Source organism: Streptomyces sp. NPDC033966 (assembly GCF_055575955.1).
The window spans coordinates 424,649-440,796 of record NZ_JBVIRQ010000006.1 but is presented as its reverse complement, the minus strand read 5'-3'; the positions used below and the strand labels follow the sequence as shown (position 1 = coordinate 440,796).

The window sequence follows — 16,148 nt, the reverse complement described above, 5'->3', positions numbered from 1 at the left end:
GCGGTCTCAGGGAGGCTTGGGGGTTTCCCGTCAGTCCCATCGTCCTTCCGGTTCGGGCCGGTCCCTCAAGAGCGCTCCCTTCGGTCGCGTCGCTACGCGATGGCCTTCGGCCACCCTTGACCGACCGACCCGCCCCGGAAAGCCGAAAGACTGCCGGGAAACCCCCAAAAGAACGGCACGGTCCATGGTGGGAGGGACGGCCGTGTCAGGGACCAGGCGAGGGGCCGGGCGCCGGCCCGCCAGGCATCCGGGCCCTCAAGAGCCGAGATTCCGGGCCGGGGCGCGACTAAGCGCACGAGAGGCTGATGAAAGCGACCTCCGGTGCCCCCAGGCGCGTCAGATCGCTACGCGCTCCTCATTTCTCAGCGTCCGGCGACCGCCTGTGGCTGATACCCGTCAGCTACAGCAACTCCAGCCTCGCCGGCGTTTGAGGCGCGGGTCCGGGCGGAGACCGGGGAACGGTGGAAGGGCGGGTAGGGGACAGCTCCGTGCAGCGGCCCCACCCGCACCCCCGGCCAGGGGAACGGCTCCGGCCAGGGGAACGGGATGCCCGTACACCCCGCCAGGGGAGCGGCCCCCCACCCCGGAGGGACCGGTCAGGCGGTGCGGTCCGCGACGGCCCAGGCGGTCGCGGCGACGACACCGGCGGCCCCGACAACGGCCGGCCACGCCCCGACCTTCTTCGCCAGCGGATGCGCCCCCGCGAAGCCCGCGAGGTACAGCGCACCCAGCCCGGCCGCCGCGGGCACTCCGCCGCGCTTGTGCCACTCCCGCCCGGCCACGAGCCCGGCGGCGCCGAGCACGACACCGCCCAGCGGCCGCTTCTTCGTCCAGCGGGCCACGGCGTAACCGCCGACCAGCCCTGCCGCCGCCACCGCGGAACTCGGTACCCGAGCCATCTCGAACTCCCTCACACGTCGTGTCTTCCCATGAACTGCTCTGCACACGGCCGGCACCGCCACTGCCACGCCACCGGCGCCGCACCCGCTCCGTCAAACCTAACGCGGGCGCCTCGACGCCCGCCGGACCCCCACCGCCCCGAGCACGAGCACCGCCCCGCCCACCACGGCGTCCGGCACCGCCTCCCGCACCGCGCGCGGCAACAGCGCGACGATCCCGAGGACGAGGAGGAAGGCGAGCGCGCACCGGCCCGCCGCCAGCAGCAGTCTGTCCGTGTTCACGGGTTGCTCAACGCCCCACCCCGGTCCGCGACACGGACGCCGCGGAGGCGATTTGTCGCACACTCGCCGGTTCTGCGCATCGCCGGGCGCGGGAACCTGTTGGGCGTAAATTCGGTCTTCCAGCAGGAATACGCCCAATCAACCCAGGAGTCGACACAGTGATCTCCTATGGACGCACCGTCCTGGACCTTGAGGCCGAACTGGTCGACGCCTACGCCGACGTCTTCTCCGCCGCGCCCTGGAACGAATGCGAAGAAACCATTCGTCAGTTCTCCACCCGCCTCCAGACGGACGTCCGGCGCCCGGGGTTCCGTATGGCCTTCGCCCAGTCCCAGACCGGCGTGGACGGCTTCGCCACCGCCTGGGTGACCCCGCATCCCTTCCCCCAGCACCGCGCGTACCCCCAGGTCGCGGCCCAGCTCGGACCCGACCGGGTACGGGAGTTGCTCGTCGGGGCGCTGGAGATCGACGAGCTCGCCGTACGGGCCTACGCGCGCGGCCGCGGCACCGGGCGGGCCCTGCTCGCGGAGATCACCGAGGACGCGCCGCAGCAGCGGGCCTGGCTCCTCACCTCCCGACTGGCCACGGACACGGTGGCCACGTACCGCCGCCTGGGCTGGCACGAGGTGCAGGCCCTGCCCGGCACCCAGACCGGCGTGGTCGTCTTCCTCTCCCCCTCCCACCCGGGCCGCCCCGGCTAGACCGGATGCGGAACGGGCATACCCGGGCCATGATCACGCCCGGAACCGCCAAAGTGGCCCGCCGCCAGCTCGGCCTCGCCACCCGCCACCAGCTCACCACCACCGCCGGGGTCCCCGGCGGCACCATCACCTCCCGCACCCGCCCCGGCGGCCCCTGGCAACGCCTGCTGCCCCGCGTCTACCTCCTCCAGACGGGCCCGCCCGACCACCGGCAACGGGCTCTGGCCGCGGTCCTCTACGCCGCCGAACCGGCCGCGGACCCGCTCTCCGGCGCGACCGCCGCACTCACCGGCGCAGCCGCCCTCTCCCTCCTGGGCATCCGCGACACCCCGCCCGCCCCCGCCGACGTACTGATCCGCGCCCGGCGCCGGCTCACCGGCACCCCGGAGGTCCGGCCCCTGACCACCTCCCGCTGGCCACGCACCATCACCGTCGCGGGCGTCCCCAGCGCCCGACCGGTCCGGGCCGCCGCCGACTTCGCCGCCCGCCCGGGACCCGAGGCGCACCCCGACCGGATCCGCTCGGTCCTGGCCCAGGTCGTCCAGGCCGGCTGGTGCCACCCGCACGACCTCCACGCCGAACTCCGCGCTTCCCGCCTCCTGGCCCGCCCCGCCGTCCGCGCCGCTGCGGCGGAACTCCTGGCCGGGGTCCGCTCGGTGGCCGAGGCCCGCGCCCGCGACGCCCTCACCGGCACCGACCTCCCGACCCCCCTGTGGAATGCCCGCCTCCACACCCCGGACGGCACCTTCCTGGCCAGCCCGGACGCCTACTGGCCCGACGAGGGCGTGGCCCTGGAGGTCGACTCGGCGGAGTACCACTACACGCGGGACGCCTGGCAGGCCACCCTCCGCCGGCGCCTGCGCCTGGAGGCCCACGGGATCCTGGTGGTCAGCGCGACCCCGTCGATGATCCGCGACACCCCGACGCAAGTCATCGAAGCCCTCCGCACCCTCCTCACCCTGGCCGCCACCCGCCCCACCCCACCCACGGCCCTGGCCAGGGGCCACCAGCAGCTGTTGCTCCCGTTCAGCTAGCGGTCCGGGCAGCGGCCAGCAGGAAGGCCACGTCGTCTGGCCGTCCGGCGTGCTGGAACGCGGCCGCGATGTTCAAGACGGCCTGCTTGTCTGTGCGTTCGCTCACGCTGGTCAGGACGGCTTCGGCGGCATCGGTCTGTCCCGCGGTCCGGCAGGCGCCGACTGCTTGCAGGAGTTCTGCCGCGGAGAGGGTCCGCCCGGCCCGCCACAGCAGCAGTCCCGCGTCGCGGTAGCGGCCATCGGTGAGAAAGGCCGTCAAGGTTTCCAGCTCGGTCCAGTCTGCCTCCGCTGGCAGTTGGGGGCGCGGCCGGTCCCCCTCCGTGAGGGGGACCGGCACCTGACCCCTGGCCAATGCCCTCTGCAGGGTGCGGCGGGTAGCGGCCCTTCCCTGTGAGGGCTGGCGCCTTACGCGGCGTGGTTGCCGGACCGTGAAATCCGCGGGAGGGCGGGAATCCGAGGGAGCCGGCGATGTGTCAGCTGCTTCGTTTCCCGCCTCCGTGGTGTGGGGGACGCAAGCGCAGTGCTGGACACGGGCCAGTCGCCTCATCTCCAGCAGCTCATCGAGCGAACAGGGCAGCTCCGTCCCACCTCCGTCATGCCCCGTGCACTCACTCAGAATCTCCTTGAAGAAGGCGGTGACCTGCGACTCTTCCGGGATCCGTCCGCCGTTGAGGTGGTTGGAGAGACTGCTCGGCACCAGGTAGCCCGACTTGGCGATCTCGGCCTGGGTCCTGCGGCTGCAGTCGCGCAGCCTGCGCAGCATCTGTACGAGCTCCCGGTGTGCCGCCGACAGTTCCGCGGGCAGTTCCTTCCACTTACGAGTCCGCCGCGGCATCACCACTCCATTCGTCCCAGCCTCATTTCCTCACCGAAGTCTTCCGGCAGAAGGGCGTGAGGTGAACCGGCTGGAGTTTTCATCTGCCCTCGATATCCCGTCAACACTGGCTTTGCCGCGTGCTGCTGAGCAACAGTTATGGCGTTCGCTGAGGTGCCGGTGGGGGGTTCCTCGAGCTGCCTGAGGAGACAGCCGGACAGTTCCACCCTGACCAGAAATTAGGAGATGGGCATGACTCTTCCGTCCTGGACGGATGCGAAGTTCGGCACGATGAAGCGCGCGGCGCTGTGGCTCGTCACGGTGGTGGGGGAGGGGAACGTCTTCACGAAGGAAGACGTGAAGCAGGCCTTCCCGGGCGTGAGCCAGGCGGACCGCCGGGTGCGTGATCTGCGTGACTTCGGGTGGAGGATCGACACCAACCGTGAGGACCTGGGGCTGAATCAGCACGAACAGCGCTTTGTTTCCCAGGGTGAGCCCGTATGGGAACCGGGTAAGGGCACCCGGCCGGCCTCGACGATCACGGATACGCGGCGCCGGGAGATCCTGGCGCGTGACGGGCACCACTGCCGGTCGTGTGGAATCACCGCGGGGGAGACCTACGCCGGCACCTTCGTGTCGGCCCAGCTCGACATCGCCAGGCGGCCGGTCACCCAGCCGGACGGCGGCACCAAGGTGGAACAGGTGGCTGAGTGCAACCGTTGCCGCGTGGGCGGAAAGGGTCTGACGGCTGATCTGGAAGCGGTCCTTGCCCGCCTGAGCCGCCTCGGCGGGCTGGACCGGAAGACCTTGACGGAGTGGGTTACGGCCGACGCGCGGGAGTTCGCCGAGGTGGAGCGCCTCTGGGCGGACTTCCGTACCCTGCCGGCCGAAGCCAGGAACAGGATCCGTGCGGCCCTCTCGCTGCCGCCGGTCTGACAATAGGTAGGCGTGGGGGCCGTGTGGCGCCGCGGCCCCCACCGCCCCGCCCAACTACGTACCCATGAACATGCAGTCAGAGGAGAAACGCACCGTGAGCATGGACTTCGGCCGGCCGCCCCGTGCCGCTGAGAACCAGGAACTGGTCGAGAAGCGGCTCAAGGAAGCCAGCGCGGGCGACGGCCTCCAGGAGACGCTGACGGTCGAATGGCGGACGAAGCCGGAGGTGGTGCAGGTCATCGACATGCCGGTCGACCAGCTGTACTTCAACCCCTCCACACACCGGATCCGCGCTCAGCGTAGCTTCGATATGGAGCAAGACCGCCTGCTCACCGCGAATCCCTGGGCGCCGGAGAGCCAGGAATACCTCCGGTTCTTGCTTCAGGCGCTCCCCTCGAACCCGGCCAAGCGTGACGGAGACTTCGACGAGCTCAAGGCGAGCCTCAAGGAATACCGCCAGAACGAGCCCGGACTCATCACGCGTGATGGGATCCTCGTCAACGGCAACACGCGCGTCGCGGCCCTGCGTGAACTCGGGGTTCCCAGCGTCCGGGTCGGCGTGCTGCCGGAATCGTGCACATGGTCCGACATCAATGCGGTCGAGCTGTCGCTGCAGCTCCGTCATGACACGCGTCGGCCGTACTCGTACATCAACCGGCTGCTCACCATCGAGGAGCAGGCCACGGCGGGCCGGCCGCTCGCCGACATCGCAAAGGACTTCCGTATCCGGACGGAGACCGCTGAGCAGGACCGCTGGGTGCTGTCCACCCTCAATGACCTCGTCTCACGGTCCAAGACGGCGTCGGCCCAGCTCAAGCTGATGGACTTCGAGGACCAGCAGGAGAAGCTGCGCGAGCTGCACCGTGCCTTCGCCAAGGCGTCCCGGCAGAATCCCGGGCAGGCTGACCTGCTGAAGGAGAACCGGCTCGCACTCATCGTTCTGGAGTTCTCCAAGACGGATGTCCGCCTCGCGGACGTGGACTTCCGCAGCCGGTACCTCCAGCGGCACCTTCCGGAGCAGCTCAAGCAGGCGCCCGCCCAGCCCGCAGCGGCACGCGTCATCCCGGGCCTCAACCGGTCCCTCCCAGCAGACAACCCGCACGTGGCGGTTGCGAAGGCTTTCACCAACTCGCTGCTTCAGGCGAAGGCGGTGGAGCGGGCGCCCGGGGCGGTGAACCAGCAGGAGTCCGAGGAGGCGGCCGAGCTGTGGCGCCTGGCCAGGGAGGCGGTGGAAGAGGCCCTTGTTCCGGCGGGCAAGGACGCACGTGTGCGCAAGCGCAAGCAGGCTGCCCCTGACCGGCTGCACGACGCCGTTCAGGACATCGATCAGTGCGTCACTGACATGACCCTCGCCAGGGCTTCCCGCAACCTGGACGAGGAGACGCTCGACGAGGCGATTCTGGCGCTCAAGGCCAGCCTCACGAAGCTCGCCCGCGAGGCGGCGCGTATCCAGGAACCCGGTGATGGCGTGGTGTGGCTGCTCGGTGCCATGCAGGAGAAGGAGCAGGCGTGACCGAGCCCTCGCTGCACTTGGCCTTCGACGTATCCCGGACGAAGGCTGTACTGCGGGCTGCGGAGCCGTTCGGTGCTGACCTGACACATGTGGCCACTGGCTTCCCGGTCGGCGGACAGCGCGGTCCGCACATGCTTGAGGTCCCGCTCGACGACTTCCTGGCGGGTCTGCAGGTACTCTCCGACTGGCCGGCTCCCGACTCCGTCGAGTGGGAGCAAGACCTGCTCGCACTCGTCAACGACGTCTTCGACGACGCGGACCAGGCGGCTGCCTGCCTGGACGAGGCTCCGCAGGCCGACGGCTCCGGCGGAGCCGGTCCAGTGGATGCCGACGCGGTTCCCGGTCTTCTCGGTGAGGACTGGCGCGCAGACTTGACCGGCTTCCAGCGGCGGGACATCTCCCGACTGCTCGCGATGCGGCACGGCGCCAACTTCAGTGTTCCCGGGGCCGGCAAGACGAGAGTCGGGCTGGCGGTCTACGCGGCGATGAAGGAACGCGGGACAGCCAGGCGGCTGCTCGTGGTGAGCCCGAAGTCGGCCTACGAGTCCTGGATCTCCGAGAGCCGGGAGTGCTTCGGGAACCCGCCTGTGACCGCGGTCATGGGCAGAACCCCTGATCCGCACGCCGAAATCCTGGTGGTCAACTACGAGCGTCTCGACCGCTCGTTGACGGGACTCGCCGGATGGCTGCGGGCTGTCCCGTCGATGGTGATCCTTGACGAGGCGCACCGGATGAAGCTGGGGGCCGAAGGCACATACGGGAGTGCCTGTATGGCGCTGGGCCCGCTGAGCAGGCGCCGCCTGATCCTTACAGGTACGCCAGCCCCCAACGGAGCCCGCGATCTCGAGAACCTGCTGTCGTTCGTCTGGCCTGGTCACGGACGCCGGGTAGTCACGCAGGCGGTGGCGGGCGGCGATCTGGCCCACGCGAGTTCGGTGCTCCGTCCCCTGTTCACCCGCACGACGAAGAAGGAGCTGGGGCTGCCGCCCTTTCAGCCGGTCATCCGGACGGTACCGCTGGAGGGGCTGCACCGGGAGATCTACGATGCCCTCGTCGGCCGGTTCACCGCGCGCGCCGAGTTGTCGAGGGAGGACTTTGACGCGCTCGGGAAGGCGATGCTCAGGCTGCTGATGGCTGCCACCAGCCCCGCACTGCTGGTGGAGGGAAGCAGCAGGCACGAGGCCCTCAATTTCCAGGTACCGCCGCTGGACATTCCAGCGGACGAGCCGCTCTACAACCTGTTGCAAAGGCTTCCTCAGTATGAGATGCCGCCCAAGTACAGGGAGCTCAGGGAAATCGTTTCCAGGAACGCGGCAGCAGGCCGGAAAACCCTGGTGTGGTCGACCTTCGTCCGTAATATTACGAGCCTGGAGCTGCTGCTGGGTGAGTTCCACCCTGCCGTGGTGCACGGCGGCACGCAGGACCGGGAGGAGCAGATCAGCCGGTTCCGTAACGATCCCGACTGCCTCGTACTGATCTCCAACCCGGCCACGCTGGGCGAGGGCATCAGTCTGCACCGTCACTGTCACGACGCGGTTTACGTGGACCGTGACTTCATGGCGGGACGGTTCCTGCAGAGCCTGGACCGCATCCACCGCCTGGGCCTCGCTCCCGATACCGAGACCCGCGTCACGGTGCTCGCGTCGGAGGGCACCATAGACGAGGTGGTCGCCCTGCGTCTCGCCGAGAAACTGGAGTTCATGGGAGCCATCCTGGATGACCCCTCGGTGCGGCAGCTGGGCGATCTGCAGACGGAACAGCCGGTGACCGCCGGTATGGACGAAGCGGACATGCGAGCCCTGCTGGAGCACGTGCGAGTCGCGGGCGCCCGCTGAAACGAATGGCGACGGGTGTGCCGGATGAGGGCTGGCACACCCTCGCGGACTGAGGTGGCCCCAGCTGTCAGTGGCAGATGCGACACTTGCCTGTCTGCATCTGCTACACCCCTGGAGGACTCGATGGGCGCCCGCGACGACGCGCTGACCTCGATTGAGATTTGTGCTGGCGCCGGTGGGCAGGCCATCGGCCTCCATCAGGCTGGATTCAAGCACCTCGCACTCGTTGAGATCGACCCGCATGCCGCGGCAACCCTCCGGCGCAACATCACCCACCGGGAGGGCTGGGGTTTCGAGCGGGATTTCTGTGACGTCGTCGAGGGTGATGTCAATGATTTCAAGCCGATGGTGCAGCTGGAAAAGGCCCTGAAGTTCCTTAAGCGTCCACTGAGGCAGAAGGAGCTGGATCTCCTCGCCGGCGGCGTTCCGTGTCCTCCTTTTTCGCACGCGGGAAAGCAGCTAGGGAAGGACGATGAGCGTGATCTCTTCCCGCGGATGCTGGATCTCGTAGACGAACTGCTCCCCAAAGCAGTAATGATTGAGAATGTCCGCGGTATCAAGGACGAAAAATTCAGCGAATACCGGGAATGGGTCCAAGCGCGTCTCGAAGGCGGCATGGCCACTGATCCCGTGACGGGCGTCCGGAAAGAATATGACGGCGCCGGGTATGAGGTATGCGGCTGGAGGGTCCTGGAAGCGAGCGATTTCGGCGTGCCGCAGCTGCGGCCCCGAGCGATCCTGGTTGCCATCCGCACCGAGTTCCTTGACGGCCAGAAGTTCGAGTGGCCTGCACCGAACGACAAGGTCACCACGGTGGGTGAAGCCCTCGAGGCCACGATGACCGAGAGGTACGCGCCGTTCATCGCAAAGGGCGGCAAGACGGGCGACGAGGCTGCAACGAAGCTCAGGAAGTGGCGCGAAGCGGCGACCGGCATCGCGCCCACCCTTGTCGGAGGATCCAAGAAGCACGGCGGTGCCGACCTCGGGCCGAGCCGGGCCAAGGCCGCCTGGGCGAAGCTGGGGGTGAACGCCCTCGGCGTCGCAAACTCACCCAAGGACGTTGAGGAAAAGGACAGCGCAGAGCGAGATCTTTTCCGCGCCGGCCCCATGCTCACGGTCACGCAGGCCGCGATCATCCAGGGCTTCCCGCCGGAGTGGGACTTCGAGGGCGACCGGTCCGAGGGCAGGCTCCCCGGCAAGACCGCGCAGTACCGCCAGGTCGGCAACGCCTTCCCGCCGCCCGTGGCCCACAAGGTCGGCGAGGCCATCGCCCAGGTGCTGCGCGGCGCAGCTGCGGCCAAGCCGTCCGGGAACTAACGTCGGCGCTCCTGCACGGCGGCGGCGATCGCCGCCGCGCAGGCTTCGGATCCCTCGTGCTCCCAGAACCGGAGCACGAGCCACCCGGCTTCCGCTAGCTGCTGGTCGGTATCGCGGTCCCTCGCGATGTTCCGGGCGACCTTCTCCGACCAGTAGCCCTGATTGGTCTTGGGCGGTACATAGTGCTCGGGGCATCCGTGCCAGTAGCAGCCGTCGACGAAGACCGCCACTTTCGCTGGTCCGAAGACAAGATCAGCCGTCCTCCGGAGCTGGGGCAGCGGCCGGGCAGCGACCCGGTAGCGCAGTCCGCGCGCGTGAACGAGACGCCTGATGACCCACTCCGGCTTGGTGTCACGGCTGCGGATCGCCTGCATGTTGCGCCGCCGGGCAGCCGAGGAGGCCCAGGAACCCTCGGGAGGCTGCCACGGGCTCTCACCCGTCATGGGTTCGCCCTTCCTCCAGCCGCAGCGCCACCCAGTCCTCCGGGCCCAGTGTGATCTTGTGCGCGGCAGCCAGATCCTGCTGGTCCCGCCACTTCCCGCACAGCAGCGTAAGACCATCCCGCGCGAGATGCTTTCTGATGTTCCGGGCCCGGCGCAGCGGATCAAGGTTGCCGGCGCCGACCGTGGAGATGACGCTGCGCGGGATTACGTGGCCTTCCAGGTAGCGGAACATCATGGCGAACCGGTGTTCCTGCCCGGGTCGCTTCGCGAGGACACGGCCAGCCTGTTCCGCGGTGAGCAGTGTCAGCGGATTGACCGGAAGCGGAGTCCAGTCGTAGAGCGGAATGCTCCACAGGTTGCGGGCGTCTACGGCAAGTCCCCGCTTGCCGTCCTTGTTGCCCTTGCCCCGGTAGAGCCATGAGCGGTGGGCGCGTACCAGCCATGAGCGGTGCCGGCTCCGCCCGAGCTGTATCTGAGTGCAGATGCAGAGCTGGCAATGGGCCTCGGACGGTATCGCCCAGTTCGAACCGACGGTCGCCTTGATGTCGACCGGCACCTTCCCGATGAGCGTGTCGAGTGGAGGCTCCTTCGGAAGGCCGAACGACCGAAGGACTTCGTACTCGAGCTTCGCTCCCACCGAGGCCCTCTCGCCCGGGTGGACCTCGCGGGAGAGCAGGTCGTAACGGCCGGTGCGTGCTCCGTCCAGCACGTAGTCGATCGCGTTGGCGATGGCTCCCGTGTACACGCTGGCCACATCGAAGGACTGCAGCCAGTTCAGGACGGTCTGAGCGTCGGTGTCATCACCTGGAGCGAGCAGTACGTGCTCGCTCGGGTCCGTGTTCGTACAGATCTCGCCCGGCTTCTGGAGGACGAGACGTCCCTTGCTCATGCGCGCGCGGCCCCCGTGCTCTCGCCGTGGCACTCCGCGTACGGCTTGCCCGAGGTGCACCAGCAGGGGGCCGTGGGGGTGGGGGGCCAGGGGGTGGCTTTGCCTCGGGCGGCCAGGGTGGTGGCGTATTCCGGGAGGAGGGCCGGGGAGGCCGGGGAGGTTTTCTCCGAGGCCGCGAAGGCTTCGTACGAGGGGACGCTGCCCGTCACGATGCCGAGGTTCGTGGTGCCCGAGGCGGCCAGGGCGCGGAGGGAGGATTCCACTGCCGTGAGGTGGGCGTCGTGGGAGGGGTACTCCGTCGAGAGGGTGGGGTACGAGGTGAGGAGCTCGGACAGTTCGCGGGCCGGCCAGTGGAGGATGGCCACCGGGAAGGGGCGGGACAGGGCGGCGCGGCGGTCGCCGAGTTCGGCGCGGAGGCGGGCGATCTCGGCGCGGAGTTCGGCCGGGTCGTTGGAGCCCAGGGCCCAGATGCGCTTCGGGTCGTGGAGTTCGTCCAGCGGGATCGGGCCGATGTGGCGGGTGTCGGCCACCATGTCCCAGTCGTCGTGGGGGAGGGCCAGGAGCCGGCGGACGCGGTGGCGGCCCGTCAGGAGCGCGGTGGTGGCGCGGGTGAGGGGGGTCGCCTCCGAGGTGAGGAGGGTGGCCGCCTCGGTGAAGCACTCGTGGGAGGCCTCGAGTTCGTCGTGGGATTCGAGGGCTTCCGCGATGACCTCCCAGGGCGCCGGGTCCGTCGGGGCGGCGGCGCGGATGCCGGAGATCAGGGCGCGGGCCTCGGCCTCGTGGCCGTACTCCCACAGGTTCGCGGCCTGGCGGGCCTTGATCAGGTGGGGGTTGGCGGGGGAGGCGGAGAGGAGTTGGTCGTAGAGGGCGCTCGCACGCTCCCGGGCGTCGGCCAGTTCGAGGTGGGCCGCGGCCTGGAGGAGCAACGGTTCCTGGTCCTCGGGGTAGCGGGTCGCCGTGCGGATCAGACGCTCGGCTTCGGCGGTGTGCTCGGCAGGCGTGTCGGGGCGCATGGTTCATACCGTACTGCCGCTGGTCAGTTGAGGGGGGAGGTCTTAGGGTGCCCGGCGTGCGCGATCGGGTGCGGGTGGTGGTGCAGGGGGGCGGCCGGCGGGTGGAGCGGGCCGGCTTCGCGCGGCTGTTGTGGGTGGGTGCCGAGGTGATCACCACCCTGGGTCTGGTGGTGGCGCTGCTGGTCGTGCACCAGGTGTGGTGGACCAACCGGCAGGCCGCGGCCGCCGCGCAGGAGCAGGTTCAGGCCTTGGAGGAGGGGTGGGAGCGGGATGAGGGGGGCTTGCCGGCGCCGCCTGTGGTGAGTGGCGGTGAGGGTGCGGGTGGGGGTTTGGGTGGGGGTTTGGGTGGGGGTGGGGATCCGGTTGTTGTTGAGGGGGAGTCGAGTGGTGCTCCCTCGCCCGGTGTGTCGGCGGTGCCCGGTGCGGGGGCTTCCGTTGCGGCGCCTGCTGCGCGGCCCCCTGCGAAGCCCGCGCCGGCGCGCGACCAGGCGTACGCGGTGCTGCGGATTCCGCGGCTCGGGCTCGCCGTGCCCGTCGCGGAGGGGGTCGACAAGCGGGCCGTGCTGGACAAGGGGTACGCCGGCCACTACCCGGGGACGGCGCAGCCCGGGGCGCGGGGGAACTTCGCGCTGGCCGGGCACCGGAACACGCACGGGGAGCCGTTCCGGTACCTGAACCGGCTGCGGGAGGGCGACGAGGTGTTCGTCGACGTGCGGGGGCGGCGGTACGTGTACGTGGTGGGGAAGGTGCTGGCGGAGACGAGCCCGGGGGACGTGGGGGTCATCGCGCCGGTGCCGCGGAGCGGGGTGAAGCCCGGGTACGGGTACGAGGTGGCGGGGTCGTACATCACGTTGACCACGTGCACGCCCGAGTACACCTCCAAGTACCGGCTGGTGGTGTGGGGGGCTCTCAAGGCCGTTGTCAGTGCGGACCGTTAGTATCGGTCGTGAGTTCGTTCATTCGATGAGGGTTCGAGGAGGGGTGGGGATGGTGTTCGAGCGGGTCGTTCGTGCGCGGTCTGCCGTCGTCTCTTGCGCCTTGTCGTCCTCGCGAGTGGCGCAGCTGCTCGTCGCCCTGCTCCTGCTCGGCGGGTTCCTCGGGATGGTGTCCGGGGAGGCGGGGCTGGCCGCCGGTGTGGTCGTGCTGGCCGCTGCCGTCGCCGTCGGGGCCGCCGTGCTGGCCGCGTGCCTCGTACGGCCCGTGCCGCCGCACCGAATACGTACCGCGATCCGTGATCGCGAGCAGCGCACGGCGTTCCTGCCGCAGCGCGATCCCGACGCCTCGGGCCGGTCGCGGCCCAGGGCACCCGGCCGTCTGGTCCTGACGGCCGCGTAGGGGCGCGCAGTGCCTCCTGCCTCCTGCTGATCCATCGCTGTTGTCGCCCCTCGCGGGTCGTCACGCCGAAGCGCATTTCCTTCGACGTTCGACGAGACCCCTGGAGGGCCCGCGTGTCCGTTTTCACTGATCTTGTTGTCGAGCTGGGCCGGCTCTTGGAGCCGGTGCTGGCCGAGTCCGCGACCGCTGCCGCGATCGTGTTGTTCACCGTCCTTGTGAGGCTCGCCCTGTTTCCGCTGGGGCGTGCCGCGTTCCGTGCGGCGACGCCGGCGGCCGGCTGCCTGCCCATGCTGTTGCAGCTGCCGGTGTTCTACCTGATGTACCAGTCCTTCTCCTCGGGCGGTGAGCTGCTCGGGCACCGGCTGTTCGCCGCGCCGCTCGGCGCCCGGTGGACGGGGGCGCTGGAGGAGGGCGGCCCGTTCGGGGCGCAGGGGCTGGTGTTCCTCGGGCTGTTCGCGGCGATCGCGGTGGTGGCCGCCTGGAGCGCGGTGCGGGGGCGGCGTGCCGCTGCGGCTGCGCCGGTGCCCGTCCTGCCTGCCGGGAAGGGCAAGGGGGCGCAGCCCGCGCTGAGTGCCGAGCAGGCGGCGGCGATGCGGAAGCTGGGCGGCGTACTGCCCCTGCTGTCGTTCGGGACGCTGGTCACGGCGGCCGTGGTCCCGCTGGCCGCCGGGCTCTACCTGCTGACCACCACCGCCTGGTCGGTCGGGGAGCGGGCCTGGCTCCAGTACCGCAAGGACGGTGCGGTGCGTTCCAGTCCGTGAACGGGGTCTTGCGGATTGGTCGGACATCTTGGAGGATCGACCAATCCTCCGATGGCCGCAACCCATCGGCCGGCCCGTGCCGTGCCCGTTCCACCGGCATGCCCATGGGCCGACCACCCACGACCACGGGAGAATGATCATGAAGCTGCTGCGTGTCGGACCCGTCGGGTCGGAGCGCCCTGCGCTGCTCGACCAGGACGGGACCCTGCGGGACCTGTCCGGCCTGATCACGGATGTGGACGGCGCCCTGCTGTCCGACGAGTCCGTGCTGTCCCGGGTACGGGAGGCCGCGGCGGGCGGTGAGCTGCCGGTCCTGGACGCCGAAGGGCTGCGGATCGGCTCCGCGGTCGGCCGGATCGGCAAGGTCGTGGGCATCGGGCTGAACTACTTCGGGCACGCGGCCGAGATCGGTGCCGAGCCGCCGGCCGAGCCGATCCTGTTCCTGAAGGCCGCGGACACCGTGGTCGGCCCGGACGACACCGTGCTCATCCCGCGCGGCAGCGTGAAGACCGACTGGGAGGCCGAGCTCGGCGTCGTCATCGGCAGCACCGCCCGCTACCTGGCCTCCGCCGAGGAGGGCCTCGCGCACGTCGGCGGCTACACGCTGGTCAACGACGTCTCGGAGCGGGAGTTCCAGATCGAGCGCGGCGGCACCTGGGACAAGGGCAAGAACTGCGAGACCTTCACCCCGCTCGGCCCGTGGCTGGTCACGGCCGACGAGATCCCGGACCCGCAGGTCCTGGACGTCAAGCTGTGGGTCAACGGCGAGCTCAAGCAGGACGGCAACACCGCCGACCAGATCTTCCCGGTCGGCGAGGTCGTGCGGTACCTGAGCCAGTTCATGACCCTGTACCCGGGCGACGTCATCGTCACCGGCACCCCGGCCGGCGTGGCCATGGGCCAGCCGGAGCCGAAGCCGTACCTGCGGGCCGGCGACGTGGTGGAGCTGGAGATCGAGAAGCTCGGCCGGCAGCGCCAGGAGTTCAAGAGCGCGTAGGGCGTAGGGCGTGAGTGCGGGGAGGGGCGGGCTGCCGGGGGCAGCCCGCCCCTCCCCGTGTGCGTGACGGTGCCGGTCAGCCCTCGGCCGAGGCGCGGCGTCGGCGGTTGGCGACGACCAGGCCGGCACCCGCGGCGAGCGTGGCGGCGCCGGTGCCGGCGATCCACGTCTCCGAGCCGGCGCCCGTGCTGGCGAGCGGGCCGGAGCCGGAGTTGCCGGCGGGGGTGACGCTGGTGTTGCCGTTGCCGCTCGTGCCCTTGGCGACGGCCGGCTGGACGCCGCCGGTGGTGCCGGTGCCGGTGCCGGTGCCGGTGCCCGTGGTGCCGGTGGTGCCCGTGCCGCCGGTGTGGCCGCCGGCCTGGTCCTTGGCGCGTGCCACGTGCTGGCCGGTCTTCAGGAACGCGGCGCGGTCCTCGGCGGTGCCCTTGAACGCGGCGAGGGCGGCCTTCTTCAGCTCCGGGCCGGCGCCGTTGACCATCCTCGCGATGTCGACCCTGTTGTCGTCGTCGCGCAGCGCGTGCTGCTCGTGCGTGACGAACTCGCGCAGCTGTGCCGGGGTCGGGTTGCCTTCGAGGAGCTTGATGATCCCCTCCTTCAGGCCCGGCCCCGCGTCCTTCAGCATGCCGAGCAGGGCGACCCGGTCGTCCTCGGCGCGGATCTTGTGCTGGCCGGTGGCGACGAACTCGCGGATCTGCTCGCGCGTGCCGTTGCTCATCAGGTCGTTGACGGCCTGGGTGATGCCCCGGCCGGCGCCCTTCAGCATGCGCAGCATTTCGGCGCGGTCGTCCTCGAGGCGGGCCACGTGCTGGCCCTCCTTCAGGAACGCGTCGAAGGCTTCCTGGGTGTTCTTGCGCAGTGCCTCGACCGCGGCGGCCTTCACGGCCTTCCCGCCGAAGTTGTGGATCCGCGAGATCCGGACCTCGTCGTCGGTGTGCCGCTCCACTGCCCACCCGACCGTCAGGAAGGTGCGCATTTCGGCGGCCGTTCCCTTGAGCGCCTTCGCGGCCGCCTCGCGGACGCCGGGGCCGCTCGCCGGGTCGTTCAGGATCCGCTGGATCTCGGCCCGGTCCTGGGCTGCCGGGTCCTCGGCCGGGGTCTTCGCCGGCGTCGTCGCGGGCTTCGCGCCGCCCTGCGGGTCCTGGTCGGGCGCGGTCGGCGACGGCGGGGCGGCCGGGGCCGGCGCCGATGCGGCGTCAGCGGCGAAGGCGGGCGAGGAGAGCAGGACAGCCGGGGCGATCGCGGCGGTGGCCACGACGGACGCGATCCGGGGCAGCTTCACAGGCAGGGTTTCCATTCTTCACACGTGTGATGATCGGCAGCCTGTGCAGGATAGATCGCAATTCGGTGCTCAATGCATCGATTTTCCGACAAAGGGCGAC

18 protein-coding genes are annotated in these 16,148 nt (G+C 70.1%); 10 read left to right on the top strand and 8 right to left on the bottom strand.

Annotated elements, in window-relative coordinates; translation table 11 throughout:
- Positions 1–596: 596 nt before the first annotated feature.
- Both ACZ518_RS20195 and ACZ518_RS20190 read right to left on the bottom strand, forming a co-directional pair.
- Complete coding sequence (locus ACZ518_RS20195) at positions 597–899, bottom strand: hypothetical protein (RefSeq protein WP_469114337.1); 303 nt, start codon at positions 897–899, stop codon at positions 597–599.
- A gap of 99 nt (positions 900–998) precedes the next feature.
- The gene (locus ACZ518_RS20190) at positions 999–1,181 is read right to left on the bottom strand and encodes a hypothetical protein (RefSeq protein ID WP_469114336.1); all 183 of its coding nucleotides are present in this window, start codon (positions 1,179–1,181) and stop codon (positions 999–1,001) included.
- Between the two features lie 158 nt (positions 1,182–1,339).
- Here ACZ518_RS20190 and ACZ518_RS20185 point away from each other — a divergent pair, with 158 nt between their 5' ends.
- Together ACZ518_RS20185 and ACZ518_RS20180 are read left to right on the top strand one after the other, a co-directional pair.
- Entirely contained in the window at positions 1,340–1,882 is a 543-nt protein-coding gene (locus tag ACZ518_RS20185; protein ID WP_469114335.1) for a GNAT family N-acetyltransferase, read from the top strand.
- Positions 1,883–1,911: 29 nt separating this feature from the next.
- Entirely contained in the window at positions 1,912–2,916 is a 1,005-nt protein-coding gene (locus tag ACZ518_RS20180) for a hypothetical protein (RefSeq protein WP_469114334.1), read from the top strand.
- Here ACZ518_RS20180 and ACZ518_RS20175 read toward each other — a convergent pair.
- Complete coding sequence (locus tag ACZ518_RS20175; protein WP_469114333.1) at positions 2,909–3,679, bottom strand: hypothetical protein; 771 nt, start codon at positions 3,677–3,679, stop codon at positions 2,909–2,911. The two genes, ACZ518_RS20180 and ACZ518_RS20175, sit on opposite strands and share 8 nt — an antisense overlap.
- A gap of 303 nt (positions 3,680–3,982) precedes the next feature.
- Here ACZ518_RS20175 and ACZ518_RS20170 point away from each other — a divergent pair, with 303 nt between their 5' ends.
- From ACZ518_RS20170 to ACZ518_RS20155, 4 genes are all read left to right on the top strand, one after another.
- Complete coding sequence (locus ACZ518_RS20170; RefSeq protein WP_469114332.1) at positions 3,983–4,666, top strand: hypothetical protein; 684 nt, start codon at positions 3,983–3,985, stop codon at positions 4,664–4,666.
- Between the two features lie 94 nt (positions 4,667–4,760).
- Positions 4,761–6,179: a ParB N-terminal domain-containing protein gene (locus ACZ518_RS20165; RefSeq protein WP_469114331.1), complete on the top strand. Its 1,419-nt coding sequence runs from the start codon at positions 4,761–4,763 to the stop codon at positions 6,177–6,179.
- Positions 6,176–8,014 (top strand): DEAD/DEAH box helicase, encoded by a 1,839-nt coding sequence (locus ACZ518_RS20160; RefSeq protein ID WP_469114330.1) that lies wholly within the window; start codon positions 6,176–6,178, stop codon positions 8,012–8,014. The genes ACZ518_RS20165 and ACZ518_RS20160 overlap by 4 nt, the downstream gene beginning before the upstream one ends.
- Before the next feature lie 123 nt (positions 8,015–8,137).
- Positions 8,138–9,331: a DNA cytosine methyltransferase gene (locus ACZ518_RS20155; RefSeq protein WP_469114329.1), complete on the top strand. Its 1,194-nt coding sequence runs from the start codon at positions 8,138–8,140 to the stop codon at positions 9,329–9,331.
- Here ACZ518_RS20155 and ACZ518_RS20150 read toward each other — a convergent pair.
- Genes ACZ518_RS20150 through ACZ518_RS20135 form a run of 4 tightly spaced genes read right to left on the bottom strand, consistent with a single transcriptional unit; the run spans position 9,328 to position 11,867 of the window.
- Positions 9,328–9,774, bottom strand: a complete 447-nt coding sequence (locus tag ACZ518_RS20150; protein ID WP_469114328.1) for a very short patch repair endonuclease — start codon at positions 9,772–9,774, stop codon at positions 9,328–9,330. The two genes, ACZ518_RS20155 and ACZ518_RS20150, sit on opposite strands and share 4 nt — an antisense overlap.
- On the bottom strand, positions 9,764–10,663 hold the full coding sequence (locus ACZ518_RS20145; RefSeq protein ID WP_469114327.1) for a NaeI family type II restriction endonuclease: 900 nt from the start codon (positions 10,661–10,663) through the stop codon (positions 9,764–9,766). Before ACZ518_RS20145 ends, ACZ518_RS20150 begins: the two co-directional genes overlap by 11 nt.
- The gene (locus tag ACZ518_RS20140; protein WP_469114326.1) at positions 10,660–11,676 is read right to left on the bottom strand and encodes an SEC-C domain-containing protein; all 1,017 of its coding nucleotides are present in this window, start codon (positions 11,674–11,676) and stop codon (positions 10,660–10,662) included. The genes ACZ518_RS20145 and ACZ518_RS20140 overlap by 4 nt, the downstream gene beginning before the upstream one ends.
- Positions 11,677–11,699: 23 nt before the next feature.
- Positions 11,700–11,867 carry a hypothetical protein gene (locus ACZ518_RS20135; protein WP_469114466.1) on the bottom strand — a complete coding sequence of 56 codons (168 nt, stop codon included), beginning with the start codon at positions 11,865–11,867 and terminating at the stop codon, positions 11,700–11,702.
- Between ACZ518_RS20135 and ACZ518_RS20130 the strand changes: the two genes are divergently transcribed.
- The 4 genes from ACZ518_RS20130 (at position 11,811) to ACZ518_RS20115 (ending at position 14,769) form a co-directional block, all read left to right on the top strand.
- Complete coding sequence (locus ACZ518_RS20130; RefSeq protein ID WP_469114461.1) at positions 11,811–12,614, top strand: class E sortase; 804 nt, start codon at positions 11,811–11,813, stop codon at positions 12,612–12,614. The two genes, ACZ518_RS20135 and ACZ518_RS20130, sit on opposite strands and share 57 nt — an antisense overlap.
- Before the next feature lie 100 nt (positions 12,615–12,714).
- A complete protein-coding gene (locus ACZ518_RS20125; protein WP_469114325.1) occupies positions 12,715–13,011 on the top strand; it encodes a DUF6412 domain-containing protein in 297 nt (98 codons plus the stop codon).
- Positions 13,012–13,124: 113 nt separating this feature from the next.
- Positions 13,125–13,772, top strand: a complete 648-nt coding sequence (locus ACZ518_RS20120; RefSeq protein WP_469114324.1) for a YidC/Oxa1 family membrane protein insertase — start codon at positions 13,125–13,127, stop codon at positions 13,770–13,772.
- Between the two features lie 139 nt (positions 13,773–13,911).
- Entirely contained in the window at positions 13,912–14,769 is an 858-nt protein-coding gene (locus ACZ518_RS20115) for a fumarylacetoacetate hydrolase family protein (protein ID WP_469114323.1), read from the top strand.
- A gap of 76 nt (positions 14,770–14,845) precedes the next feature.
- Here the strand turns inward: ACZ518_RS20115 and ACZ518_RS20110 are convergent, their stop codons facing one another.
- Positions 14,846–16,063: an ALF repeat-containing protein gene (locus ACZ518_RS20110; RefSeq protein WP_469114322.1), complete on the bottom strand. Its 1,218-nt coding sequence runs from the start codon at positions 16,061–16,063 to the stop codon at positions 14,846–14,848.
- Positions 16,064–16,148: the final 85 nt, after the last annotated feature.

What these genes read in the sequence shown, in the direction of transcription:
- ACZ518_RS20195 (WP_469114337.1), bottom strand. Translation starts at nt 899, where the DNA reads ATGGCTCGGGTACCGAGTTCCGCGGTGGCGGCGGCAGGGCTGGTCGGC.
- ACZ518_RS20180 (WP_469114334.1), top strand. Translation starts at nt 1,912, where the DNA reads ATGATCACGCCCGGAACCGCCAAAGTGGCCCGCCGCCAGCTCGGCCTC.
- ACZ518_RS20175 (WP_469114333.1), bottom strand. Translation starts at nt 3,679, where the DNA reads ATGCTGCGCAGGCTGCGCGACTGCAGCCGCAGGACCCAGGCCGAGATC.
- ACZ518_RS20170 (WP_469114332.1), top strand. Translation starts at nt 3,983, where the DNA reads ATGACTCTTCCGTCCTGGACGGATGCGAAGTTCGGCACGATGAAGCGC.
- ACZ518_RS20155 (WP_469114329.1), top strand. Translation starts at nt 8,138, where the DNA reads ATGGGCGCCCGCGACGACGCGCTGACCTCGATTGAGATTTGTGCTGGC.
- ACZ518_RS20150 (WP_469114328.1), bottom strand. Translation starts at nt 9,774, where the DNA reads ATGACGGGTGAGAGCCCGTGGCAGCCTCCCGAGGGTTCCTGGGCCTCC.
- ACZ518_RS20145 (WP_469114327.1), bottom strand. Translation starts at nt 10,663, where the DNA reads ATGAGCAAGGGACGTCTCGTCCTCCAGAAGCCGGGCGAGATCTGTACG.
- ACZ518_RS20140 (WP_469114326.1), bottom strand. Translation starts at nt 11,676, where the DNA reads ATGCGCCCCGACACGCCTGCCGAGCACACCGCCGAAGCCGAGCGTCTG.
- ACZ518_RS20115 (WP_469114323.1), top strand. Translation starts at nt 13,912, where the DNA reads ATGAAGCTGCTGCGTGTCGGACCCGTCGGGTCGGAGCGCCCTGCGCTG.
- ACZ518_RS20110 (WP_469114322.1), bottom strand. Translation starts at nt 16,063, where the DNA reads ATGGAAACCCTGCCTGTGAAGCTGCCCCGGATCGCGTCCGTCGTGGCC.